The sequence below is a fragment of the Dokdonella sp. genome (assembly GCF_035511235.1).
In the GTDB taxonomy this organism is placed as follows: Bacteria; Pseudomonadota; Gammaproteobacteria; order Xanthomonadales; family Rhodanobacteraceae; genus Dokdonella.
The window spans coordinates 270,227-281,080 of the sequence record NZ_DATKFQ010000005.1 but is presented as its reverse complement, the minus strand read 5'-3'; the positions used below and the strand labels follow the sequence as shown (position 1 = coordinate 281,080).

General features: G+C 72.7%; 10 protein-coding genes. 6 read left to right on the top strand and 4 right to left on the bottom strand.

Annotated elements, in window-relative coordinates:
* Positions 1–1,991, bottom strand: a 1,991-nt coding sequence (locus VMR06_RS03105) for an AAA family ATPase (protein ID WP_325372875.1), incomplete at its 3' end; no start/stop codon positions are given.
* A gap of 227 nt (positions 1,992–2,218) precedes the next feature.
* Between VMR06_RS03105 and VMR06_RS03100 the strand changes: the two genes are divergently transcribed.
* Genes VMR06_RS03100 through VMR06_RS03075 form a run of 6 tightly spaced genes read left to right on the top strand, consistent with a single transcriptional unit; the run spans position 2,219 to position 9,217 of the window.
* Positions 2,219–2,893 (top strand): glutathione S-transferase, encoded by a 675-nt coding sequence (locus tag VMR06_RS03100; protein ID WP_325372874.1) that lies wholly within the window; start codon positions 2,219–2,221, stop codon positions 2,891–2,893.
* A 52-nt stretch (positions 2,894–2,945) separates the two neighbouring features.
* The gene (locus VMR06_RS03095; RefSeq protein ID WP_325372872.1) at positions 2,946–4,070 is read left to right on the top strand and encodes an MGDG synthase family glycosyltransferase; all 1,125 of its coding nucleotides are present in this window, start codon (positions 2,946–2,948) and stop codon (positions 4,068–4,070) included.
* Positions 4,057–5,208: an App1 family protein gene (locus VMR06_RS03090; RefSeq protein WP_325372870.1), complete on the top strand. Its 1,152-nt coding sequence runs from the start codon at positions 4,057–4,059 to the stop codon at positions 5,206–5,208. The genes VMR06_RS03095 and VMR06_RS03090 overlap by 14 nt, the downstream gene beginning before the upstream one ends.
* Complete coding sequence (gene otsB / locus VMR06_RS03085) at positions 5,205–5,993, top strand: trehalose-phosphatase (protein ID WP_325372868.1); 789 nt, start codon at positions 5,205–5,207, stop codon at positions 5,991–5,993. The genes VMR06_RS03090 and otsB overlap by 4 nt, the downstream gene beginning before the upstream one ends.
* Before the next feature lie 31 nt (positions 5,994–6,024).
* A complete protein-coding gene (locus tag VMR06_RS03080) occupies positions 6,025–7,812 on the top strand; it encodes a glycoside hydrolase family 15 protein (RefSeq protein ID WP_325372866.1) in 1,788 nt (595 codons plus the stop codon).
* 37 nt (positions 7,813–7,849) lie between these two features.
* On the top strand, positions 7,850–9,217 hold the full coding sequence (locus VMR06_RS03075; protein ID WP_325372864.1) for an alpha,alpha-trehalose-phosphate synthase (UDP-forming): 1,368 nt from the start codon (positions 7,850–7,852) through the stop codon (positions 9,215–9,217).
* A 28-nt stretch (positions 9,218–9,245) separates the two neighbouring features.
* On the opposite strand, the gene VMR06_RS03070 is transcribed toward VMR06_RS03075, so the two are convergent.
* The 3 genes from VMR06_RS03070 to VMR06_RS03060 form a co-directional block, all read right to left on the bottom strand.
* Positions 9,246–9,776, bottom strand: a complete 531-nt coding sequence (locus VMR06_RS03070) for a DUF3224 domain-containing protein (RefSeq protein ID WP_325372862.1) — start codon at positions 9,774–9,776, stop codon at positions 9,246–9,248.
* A gap of 74 nt (positions 9,777–9,850) precedes the next feature.
* Positions 9,851–10,282: a thiol-disulfide oxidoreductase DCC family protein gene (locus VMR06_RS03065; RefSeq protein WP_325372861.1), complete on the bottom strand. Its 432-nt coding sequence runs from the start codon at positions 10,280–10,282 to the stop codon at positions 9,851–9,853.
* On the bottom strand, positions 10,272–10,850 hold the full coding sequence (locus VMR06_RS03060; protein WP_325372859.1) for a DUF4166 domain-containing protein: 579 nt from the start codon (positions 10,848–10,850) through the stop codon (positions 10,272–10,274). Before VMR06_RS03060 ends, VMR06_RS03065 begins: the two co-directional genes overlap by 11 nt.
* Positions 10,851–10,854 lie beyond the last annotated feature (4 nt).

Here is a 10,854-nt window from a genome sequence, read left to right as displayed (position 1 = left end):
TCGGTCAGATAGCCGCCCTCGTCGTAGCCGACGTAGCCGGGCGGCGCGCCGATCAGACGGCTGACCGAGTGCTTCTCCATGAACTCGCTCATGTCGATGCGCACCATCGCCTCGCCGGAGTCGAACAGGAACTCGGCCAGCGCCTTGCACAGCTCGGTCTTGCCGACGCCGGTCGGGCCGAGGAACAGGAACGAGCCGTTCGGCCGGTTCGGATCGGACAGGCCCGCGCGCGAGCGGCGGATCGCGTCGGAGACGGCCTTGACCGCCTCGTCCTGGCCGACCACGCGCTTGTGCAGCTCGTCCTCCATGCGCAGCAGCTTGTCGCGCTCGCCCTCGAGCATCTTGCTGACCGGAATGCCGGTCCAGCGGCTGACGACCTCGGCGATCTCCTCGGCGGTCACGCGGTCCTGCAGCAGCTTGAAGCCGGTGGTCTCGGCCTGCTGCGCCTCGGCCAGCCGCTTCTCGAGCTGCGGAATGCGCCCGTACTGGATCTCCGAGACCTTCGCGTAGTCGCCCTGGCGCATCGCCGCCTCCAGCGCGATGCGCGCCTGCTCGATCTCCTCCTTGATCGACTTGGTGCCGGCGACCGCGGCCTTCTCGGACTTCCAGACCTCCTCGAGGTCCGAGTACTCGCGTTCGAGCCCGGCGATCTCGGTCTCGAGGTCGGCCAGGCGCTGCCGCGACTCGGCGTCCTTCTCCTTCTTGAGCGCCTCGCGCTGGATCTTGAGCTGGATCAGGCGCCGCTCCTTGCGGTCGAGCTCTTCGGGCTTGGAGTCGATCTCCATGCGGATGCGGCTGGCCGCCTCGTCCATCAGGTCGATCGCCTTGTCCGGCAGCTGGCGGTCCGGGATGTAGCGGTGCGACAGCGTGGCCGCCGCGACGATCGCCGGGTCGGTGATCTCGACGCCGTGGTGCACGGCGTACTTCTCCTTGAGGCCGCGCAGGATCGCAATCGTGTCCTCGACGCTCGGCTCGCCGACGAACACCTTCTGGAAGCGGCGCTCCAGCGCAGCGTCCTTCTCGATGTACTTGCGGTACTCGTCGAGCGTGGTCGCGCCGATGCAGTGCAGCTCGCCGCGCGCGAGCGCGGGCTTGAGCATGTTGCCGGCGTCCATCGCGCCCTCGGCCTTGCCGGCGCCGACCATCGTATGCAGCTCGTCGATGAACAGGATCACGCGGCCTTCCTGCTTGGACAGGTCGTTGAGCACGCCCTTGAGGCGTTCCTCGAACTCGCCGCGGAACTTCGCGCCGGCGATCAGCGCGCCCATGTCCAGCGACAGCACGCGCTTGTCGCGCAAGCCCTCGGGCACCTCGTGGTTGACGATGCGTTGGGCCAGGCCCTCGACGATCGCGGTCTTGCCGACGCCGGGCTCGCCGATCAGCACCGGGTTGTTCTTGGTGCGGCGCTGCAGCACCTGGATCACGCGCCGGATCTCCTCGTCGCGGCCGATCACCGGATCGAGCTTGCCCGACTCCGAACGCGCGGTCAGGTCGACGCAGTACTTCTCGAGCGCCTGACGCGTTTCCTCGGCATTCTCCGAATCGACCTTCTCGCCGCCGCGGATCTTCTCGATCGCGGCTTCGAGGCCGGCCTTGGTCGCGCCGGCCGCCTTCAGCGCGCTGCCGACCGCGCCCTTGTCGTCGAGCGCGGCGAGCACGAACAGCTCGCTGGCGATGAACTGGTCGCCGCGCTGCTGGGCCAGCTTGTCGGTGAGGTTCAGCAGACGGCCCAGATCATTGCCGACGCTGATGCTGCCTTCCTGGCCGGCCACCTTTGGCAGCGCGTCGAGCGCCTGGCCGATGCGCGCGCGCAGCGCGCCGACGTTGACGCCGGCCTGCGCGAGCAGCGGCGCGGTCGATCCGCCCTGCTGGTCGAGCAGCGCGGCCATGACGTGGGCCGGCTCGAGCATCTGGTGGTCGCGGCCGACCGCCAGGCTCTGGGCATCGGCCAGGGCCTGCTGGAAGCGCGAGGTGAGTTTGTCCATACGCATGGGTCGATACCTGACATCGGAAGAGGGCGCGCCGGCGGGCGCGAATGCGCAAAAGATGCGGCTGGTTCGGTCCGGATCAAGCAGGGCCGGGCGCCGCCGCCCGCGCTGCGAGGCCAGTCTGGCCGGGCCGGCGCGCAGCGGTCTTGATCGGCGTCATCTGGAAATGACCGCCGCGAGCGGGCAGCATCGGGACCGATGCCGGCCGCCGCCGGCGCCGGAGACGGACCGTGATCACCGTTCACCACCTGGAGCATTCGCGCTCGCAGCGCATTCTCTGGCTGCTCGAGGAGCTCGGCCAGGACTACGAGATCGTCCGCTACGCACGCGATCCGGCCACGCTGCAGGCGCCGCCGGCGCTGCGCCGCATCCATCCGCTCGGCAAGTCGCCGGTCCTCGTCGACGGCGAGCTGACGCTGGCCGAGTCCGGGGCGATCGTCGAGTACCTGGCCGGCCGCTACGGCGGCGGCCGCCTGCTGCCGGCGCCCGATTCGCCGGAGCGTCTGCGCTGCACGTACTGGCTGCATTTCGCCGAAGGGTCGGCGATGCCGCCGCTGCTGCTCAAGCTGATCTTCGCGCGGCTGGCGACCGCGCCGATGGCGTTCTTCGCGCGGCCGGTCGCGCGCCGCATCGCCGCGACGCTGCAGCGGCGGCTGGCCGACCCGCAGATCGCGCGGCAGCTCGATTACCTGGAAAGCGAGCTGAGCGGACGCGACTGGTTTGCCGGCGCCGACTTCAGCGCGGCCGACATCCAGATGAGCTTTCCGGTCGAGGCGGCCGCCGCGCGCGCCGGCCTCGACGCCGGCCGGCCGCGGCTCTGGGACTGGCTGCGGCGCATCCACGAGCGGCCGGCCTACCGGCGCGCGCTCGAGCGCGGCGGCCCCTATCGGCTGGCCGGCGGATGAGCGCGCCGGCCGCCGTACCCGCCGCCGCGGCCGCGCGGCGAGGCACCGCCGCATGAGGCGGATCCTCGCGCTCAGCGTGTCGGCCGGCGCCGGCCACGTACGCGCCGCGCAGGCGCTGGTCGCAGCCGGGCAGGCATCGGGCGAGGTCGAGGTGGTCCACGCCGACGTGCTCGATTTCGTGCCCGGCGCGTTCCGGCGGCTCTACGGCGAGTTCTATCTCGATCTGGTCGGCCGCCATCCGCATCTGTGGGCCTACCTCTACGATCTCAGCGACCATGCGCCGCACCAGGGCTGGTTCGCGCGGATGCGCCGTGCCGTGGAGCGCCTCAACACGCGCGCACTGCACGCCCATATCCGTGCGCAGGCGCCCGATGCGATCGTCTGCACGCACTTCCTGCCGGCCGAGCTGCTGGCGCGGCGCATCGCGCACGGCGAAGCGCTGCCGCCGGTCTGGGTCCAGATCACCGATTACGACGTGCACCGGCTCTGGGTGCAGCCCGGCCTGCGCGGCTATCTGGTCGCCGCCGACGAGACCGCCTGCCGGCTGCGCGGCCTGCTGCCCGATGCGCCGCGGATCGCGGTGACCGGCATTCCGGTGATGCCGGCGTTCGCGCAGCCGCACGCGCGCGCGGCCTGCGCGCAGCGCCACGGCCTCGATCCGGCGCGCACGACCGCCCTGGTCATGACCGGCGGCGCCGGCATCGCCAGCGGCGCGGCGATGGTCGAGCGCCTGATCGCGATCGGCGGCGATCTGCAGATCGTCGCGCTGGCCGGACGCAATGCCGACCTGCTCGCCGAATACCGGCGTCTGGCCGCGGCGCATCCGCAGCGGCTGCACGCGATCGGCTACACCCCGGCCGTCGACGAGCTGATGGCCTGCGCCGACGTCGCCGTCACCAAGCCGGGCGGACTCAGCGTCAGCGAATGCCTGGCGATGGGCCTGCCGATGGTGCTGATCGCGCCGATTCCGGGGCAGGAGCTGCGCAACGCCCATCATCTGCTCGAGCAGGGTGCCGCGCTGCTGGCGCTCGACGCCGCCGCGCTCGAGTACCGCATCGGTCGCCTGCTGCGCGAGCCCGAACTCGGCGCGCGCCTGCGCGCGCGCTGCGAGGCGCTGCGCCGGCCCGACGCGGCGCGGCACGTGCTGGAGGAGGTATTGGCCGATGGCCGGGGCTGAGGCTCGCGGGCGTGCCGCCGGCCGGCTCCGGCGCGTGCTGGCCGGCGTGTTCGCGGCCTGGGTCGGCAGCGGCACGCTGTCGGCGCGCGAACTGGCGGCCGACGAGCAGGTGCTGTTCGTGCCCGGTACCGCGCGCGCGCTCGGCACGGACCGGATCGAGCTCGACGTGCATGCCTGGATCTACGAGCGCGAGGAACGTCCGCGGCTGGCCTCGGCGTTCGCGCGCTATCTCGGCTTCGACCGCGCCGCCGCCAGCGCCGAGGAGCGCGAGCGTTTCGAGCAGCGCACGCGGTTGTTCCTGGTCGACTCGGAGAACCGCAAGCGGATCGCGCTGCACCTGGCCGACGGCAGCCGCGTCGAGCTGCCGCGCACGCGGCGCGGCGGCCGCAGCGACGCGCGCGTGACGATGGCTGCCGCCGGCCGCGCTCCGGGCGCGCAATGGATCGGCTTTTCGGTGGACCTGCCGCCCGGCGATGCGCGGCGCTTCGAAGGGCGTGCGCTGTACGTGCCGGCCGAGGGCCTGTCGGTGGTCTCGGACATCGACGACACGATCAAGGACTCGGGCGTCGCCGACCGGCGCACGCTGCTGCTCAACACCTTCGTGCGGCCGTTCGCGGCGGTGCCGGGCATGGCGGCGCGCTATCGCGCATTGGCCGCCGCCGACGGCGTGCGCTTCCACTACGTGTCGTCGAGTCCGATCCAGCTGCTGGCGCCGCTGCTCGCGTTTCTCGAGGAGGCCGGCTTTCCCGAGGGCAGCGTGCATCTGCGCGAGGCGACCGCCTGGCGCACGCTGATTCCGCGCGAGGCCAGCGCCCAGGCGCGCAAGCGCGCCGCGATCGCGCGGCTGATCGCCGATTTCCCGCATCGCGATTTCGCGCTGGTCGGCGATGCCAGCGAGGCCGACCCGGAGATCTACGGCGCGATCGCGCGCGACCATCCGGCGCAGATCTGCGCGATCCTGATCCGCGATGCATCCGGCGCGGGCCGCGAGACGCCGCGCTACCGCTCCGCCTTCGCCGGCCTTCCGGACGAACGCTGGCAGATCTTCGGCGACGAGGACGACTGGGGCGCGGTGCTCGAGGGCTGCGCGCAGCGCGTGCGCGGGGCCGGCGATGCGCGGCAGGCGGTGGCGCGATGACCTCGCCGTCGCCGCGCCTGCTGCCGCCGCCGCCGCCGCTGACCGATGCCGCGGCGCTGTTCCTCGATCTGGACGGCACCCTGCTCGACATCGCCGAACGGCCGCAGGACGTGGTCGTCGCGACCGGTCTGCGCGAGGCGCTGGCACGCCTGCACGCACGGCTCGGCGGCGCGCTGGCCCTGGTCAGCGGGCGGCCGCTGGCCGAAATCGATCAGGTCTCGGGGCGGCTCGATTTCGCCGCCGCCGGCCTGCACGGCGCGCAGCTGCGCACCCCGGACGGCGGACTCGAGCAGCCGGCCGCGGCGGCGGCCGCCGCGCTCGAGCCGGTCCGCGCCGAGCTGGCCGCGTTCGTGCCGGCCTGGCCGGGCGTACTCGTCGAGGACAAGCACGACGCACTGGCCGTGCACTACCGGCAGGCCCCGCGGGCTGCGGACGCGGTGCGCATGCTCGCCGAACGCTGGGCGCGCATCGCCGGTTCAGGCTTCACCTTGCAGCATGGCCTGTGCGTGGTCGAGCTGCGCCCGGCCGGCAACGACAAGGGCACGGCGGTGGCGCGGCTGATGCGCGAGGTGCCGTTTTCAGGACGCGTGCCGTGGATGATCGGCGACGACCTGACCGACGAGCATGCGTTCCATCGCGTCAACGCGCTCGGCGGCGTCAGCGTCGTGGTCGGCGCACGGCGGCCGAGCGCGGCAAACCATGCGCTGGACGATCCGCCGGCGGTGCGGCGCTGGCTGGCCGAGGCCGCCGGCCTCGACGGCGCCGGTGGCGGCGAGCGGGCTTGAACTGGACAGAACCGGACGAACGACACGACGCATGACCGAACCGCAGCACGATCTCGACCTCGGCATCATCGGCAACGGCAGCGTCAGTGCGCTGATCGATGCGCAGGGACGCATCGTCTGGTCCTGTCTGCCGAGCTTCGACGGCGATCCGGTGTTCTGCAGCCTGCTCTCGCCGCGCGGCGGCGACGCCGGCTACTTCGACGTGGTGCTCGACGATCAGGTCTCGGTCGAGCGGCACTATCTGGACAACAGCGCGGTGCTGCGCACGCGGCTGCACGCTGCCGACGGCGCGGTCGTCGAGATCACCGACTTCGCGCCGCGCTACAAGCTGCACGGGCGCGTCTTCCATCCGATGAGCCTGGTGCGCACGCTGCGCCCGCTGGCCGGCGCGCCGCGGATCCGGCTGCGGCTGCGCCCGCTGGCCGGCTACGGCGCGCATGTGCCGGAGCGCACGTTCGGTTCCAATCACGTCCGCTTCGCGCTCGACGGTCTCGTGCTGCGCGCGACCAGCGACGTGCCGCTGCCGATGCTGGCCGAGGAGCTGCCGTTCCTGCTCGACCGGCCGATGCACGTGGTGCTCGGTCCCGACGAGACGCTGGCCGAGTCGCCGGCCCGATTCGCGCGCGAGGCCGAGGAGGCGACGCTGACCTACTGGCACGAGTGGGTGCGCTATCTGTCGATCCCGGCCGAGTGGCAGGATGCGGTGATCCGCGCGGCGATCACGCTGAAGCTGTGCCAGTACGAGGGCACCGGCGCGATCGTCGCGGCGATGACCACCTCGATTCCGGAGGCCGCGCACACCGTGCGCAACTGGGACTACCGCTACTGCTGGCTGCGCGACGCGGCCTTCGTCGTGCGCGCGCTGAACCGGCTCGGCGCGACGCGGAGCATGGAGGAGTACCTGCGCTATCTGTTCAACCTGGCCGCCGGCCAGCCCGATCTGGCGCCGGTCTACGGCATCCACTTCGAGCGCGAGCTGCACGAACGCGAGGCGACGCACCTGGCCGGCTATCGCGGCATGGGGCCGGTGCGCATCGGCAACGACGCCTGGCGCCAGGTGCAGCACGACGTGCACGGCAGCGTCGTGCTGGCGGCCACGCAGCTGTTCTTCGACCGCCGCCTGGTCGCGAGCGGCGACGCCGCCGCGTTCGCACGGCTCGAACCGGCCGGCGATGCGGCGTGGCGGCTGTACGACCAGCCCGACGCCGGGCTCTGGGAATTTCGCGGCCGCGCCTCGGTGCACACCTATTCCAGCGTCACCTGCTGGGCCGGCTGCGAGCGGCTGGCGCGGATCGCGCGCCAGCTCGGGCTCGACGCGCGCGCCGCGCACTGGGCGGCGCGCGCCGACGCGATGCGCGCGACGATCCTCCAGCGCGCGGTGCATCCCGAGGCCGGGCATTTCGTCGACGTCTTCGACGGCGACGGCCTCGACGCCAGCCTGCTGCTGCTGGCCGAGCTCGGCTTCGTCGACGCGGCCGATCCGCGCTACGTCGCGACCGTCGAGGCGATCGGCACCGGCCTCGCGCGCGGTCCGCACGTGTTCCGCTACCTGACGCCCGACGACTTCGGCACGCCGGAAACCAGCTTCACGATCTGCAGCTTCTGGTACGTCGACGCGCTGGCCGCGATCGGCCGCCGCGAGGAGGCGCGCGCCTTGTTCGAGACCCTGCTCGCGCAGCGCAACGGTCTGGGCCTGCTGTCGGAGGACATCGCGCCGCAGACCGGCGAGCTGTGGGGCAACTTCCCGCAGACCTATTCGCTGGTCGGCCTGATCAACGCCGCGATGCGGCTGTCGCGCAGCTGGGAGGAACTGCTGTGAAGACCCGGCCGCCGGTCGCCACGAGGGAGGCGCGCTGATGGGACGCCTGGTCGTCGTCTCCAACCGCGTCGCCGTACCGCGCGAGCTGCGCGCCGGCGGGCTGGCCGGCGCGATGCAGGCCGCGCTGTCGCAGCGCGGCGGCCTGTGGTTCGGCTGGAGCGGCCGCATCGCGGCGGCGCCGGCCGAGGCGCCGCGCATGGAGACCGTGGGCCCGATCACGTTCGCGCTGACCGATCTGACCCGCGCCGACTACGAGGCCTACTACCTCGGCTACGCGAACCGCGCGCTGTGGCCGCTGTTCCACTATCAGCCGAACCTGGTCGAGTTCAGCCGCAGCAATCTGGAAGGCTATCTGCGCGTCAACCGGCGCTTCGCCGGGCAGCTGGCCGGCCTGCTGCGCGACGACGACACGGTCTGGATCCACGACTACCACCTGATCCCGCTCGCCAGCGAACTGCGCGCGCTCGGCATCGGCGCGCGGATCGGCTTCTTCCTGCACATCCCGTTGCCGGCGGTCGAGCTGATGGCGATGCTGCCGGGGCACCGCCATCTGATCGAGTCGCTGGCCGACTACGACCTGGTCGGCCTGCAGACGCCGGCCGACCGCCACGCGCTGTGCGACTACTTCGAGCGCGAATGCGGCGCGACGCCCGAGGATGGCGGCATGCGCCTGCGCAACGGGCGTTCGCTGCGCATCGAGGCGTTTCCGATCAGCATCGATACCGCGCTGATCGCGCGATTGGCGGCCAGCGGATCGACCAATGCGGCCACGCGCGGCCTGGTCGCGAGCCTGCAGGGCCGCGCCCTGGCGATCGGCGTGGACCGGCTCGACTATTCCAAGGGCCTGCCCGAGCGCTTCGACGCGTTCGGCCGCTTCCTGGAGCGTCACGTCGAGCGGCGCCGCCAGGTCTCGATGATGCAGATCGCGCCGCTGACGCGCGAGGACGTGCCCGAATACCGCGAGCTGCGCGAACGGCTCGAGCGCATGGCCGGCGCGACCAACGGCCAGTACGCCGAGCCGGACTGGGTGCCGATCCGCTACATCAACCGCAGCTTCCAGCAGGCCACGCTGGCCGGCTACTACCGCGTCGCGCAGATCGGCCTGGTCACGCCGCTGCGCGACGGCATGAACCTGGTCGCCAAGGAGTTCGTCGCGGCGCAGTCGGCCGACGATCCGGGCGTGCTGGTGCTGTCGCGCTTCGCCGGCGCCGCCAACGAGCTCGACGGCGCGCTGATCGTCAATCCGCACGATGTCGACGATACCGCCGATGCGATCGAGCAGGCGCTGGCGATGCCGCTGGAGGAGCGCCGCGCGCGCTGGCAGGCGATGTTCGACCATCTCGCCCGGCACGACATCGCGGCCTGGCGCGACGCGTTCCTGGCCGCGCTGGACGCGCGGTGCTGAGCGCGGGCGGTCGGCGCCGCCGCGCCGGTCAGCGCGACTCGGGCAGCCGGTACTCGAAGTCGTAGCGGTGCGCGCCGTCGCTGATCGTGATCGACATGCGGCCTTCGATGCCGGTCAGCTCGCCGTCGCCCGAGTCGGGCACCACGGTGATGCTCAGCGACGGCGCGCCGCGCGTCATCGTGCCGCTGTGCTGCAGCATGAAACTGCCTGTGCGGCCGTGCAGGGTGCCGCTGACGCGTTCGATCGCGACATAGCCGGCCGAGCCTTTGACCGCGCCGGTCGCGGTCAGCATCTGGCCGACCCCGGTCGCATCGAGATCGCCGTGGAAGCGCTTGTCGAGCGCCATCCGGCCGCGCCGTTCGTCGGCGTCCGGCGGTTCGACCGGCAGCGGGCTCAGCTTGACGTCGAAGGCACCGCTGGCGTGTCGGGTCATGGTCGGCTCCTCGGTGGCGGGTGCGGCGGCCGTGGCAGGCGGGGTGGCGCTCTGCGCGACGGCAGCGGCCAGGCACAGCGCGCCGGCCAGGCACAGCGACGCGTAGCGGCGAATCGGATTCGGCATGGGGGCGATCTCGACGGACGGCGGGCCCGAGCGGACGATCGTCGGCGAGCGGTCGGCCGCCGTCAATCGGACCCTCACGGCAGGAAGCGCGCCCGCGTCTCGGGCGTCGGCAGCAGGCACTGCTCGGCGCGGCCGAACCAGCGCAGCCGGTTGCGTGCGATCCGGCGATAGGCCGCATCGCGCAGCGGCCGCGGTATCGCGCGCAGCAGCAGGCCGAGGCGCGCGATGCCGCCGAGGCCGCTCAGCACGCGCAGCACGGCGTCGCTCTCGACGTAGCCGCGGCCGTTCTCGACCAGCAGGAACGACGGCGGATCGGCCGGGTCCAGACCGTGGCGGCGCAGCAGCGCCTGGCCGGCCGCGCCCTGCTGCGTCGCGAAGCGAAAGCGGCCGGTGCGGTCGTGGCGCAGCACGAAACGGACGCTGCGGCTGCACAGCAGGCAGACGCCGTCGAAGACGATCACCGGCCCGGCCGGCTGCGCGGCGGCCGGACCCGCATCAGTCGACATCGAGGCTGCCGGCATAGGCGATCAGCAGACCGAACGGCGCGAGCCGCACCGCAACCTCGAAATGGTAGCGGTCGTCCCGCTCGTACTCGCGCGCCGCGACGTCGAAGCGGCGCCGCGGCAGCGCGATGCCGGCGATCGACAGCGACTCGGCGCGCCAATGCAGTCCGTCGGGCGTGGCCGCGATCCGGAAGCCGAGCGTCGCCAGGCCGATCCGCTCGATCAGACGGCCGTCGCGAACGGCCAGTCGCGAGCTCACCGGTACCGCGCCGAACCGGCGCGACCAGCGTTCGCCGCGTGCGTCGGCCGCGATCTCGACCTGGAGCGCATGCGCGCCGGCCGGCGGCAGCCGCAGCACGGCGGCGGCCAGCCGCGCCGCGCGCCCGCAGCCGCGTTCGACCACGACGCTGCCGGCATACCGGCACGGCCGCGCATCCTGGTGCAGCCGGCGCACGTGCGTCGGCAGGGCGCTCAGCGCTGCCGCACCGAGCAGCTGCGGCCACAGCGGCGGCACCGATCGCGTGCCGCCGCCGGCGTCGGCGCGCTCCGGCAGCGGGCCGGATGCGCGCACGGCC

Excerpts from the sequence above, each read along its gene's own strand:
- VMR06_RS03070 (WP_325372862.1), bottom strand. The coding sequence starts at position 9,776 with ATGCCGAATCCGATTCGCCGCTACGCGTCGCTGTGCCTGGCCGGCGCG.
- otsB (WP_325372868.1), top strand. The coding sequence starts at position 5,205 with ATGACCTCGCCGTCGCCGCGCCTGCTGCCGCCGCCGCCGCCGCTGACC.
- VMR06_RS03075 (WP_325372864.1), top strand. The coding sequence starts at position 7,850 with ATGGGACGCCTGGTCGTCGTCTCCAACCGCGTCGCCGTACCGCGCGAG.
- VMR06_RS03080 (WP_325372866.1), top strand. The coding sequence starts at position 6,025 with ATGACCGAACCGCAGCACGATCTCGACCTCGGCATCATCGGCAACGGC.
- VMR06_RS03095 (WP_325372872.1), top strand. The coding sequence starts at position 2,946 with ATGAGGCGGATCCTCGCGCTCAGCGTGTCGGCCGGCGCCGGCCACGTA.
- VMR06_RS03090 (WP_325372870.1), top strand. The coding sequence starts at position 4,057 with ATGGCCGGGGCTGAGGCTCGCGGGCGTGCCGCCGGCCGGCTCCGGCGC.
- VMR06_RS03065 (WP_325372861.1), bottom strand. The coding sequence starts at position 10,282 with ATGTCGACTGATGCGGGTCCGGCCGCCGCGCAGCCGGCCGGGCCGGTG.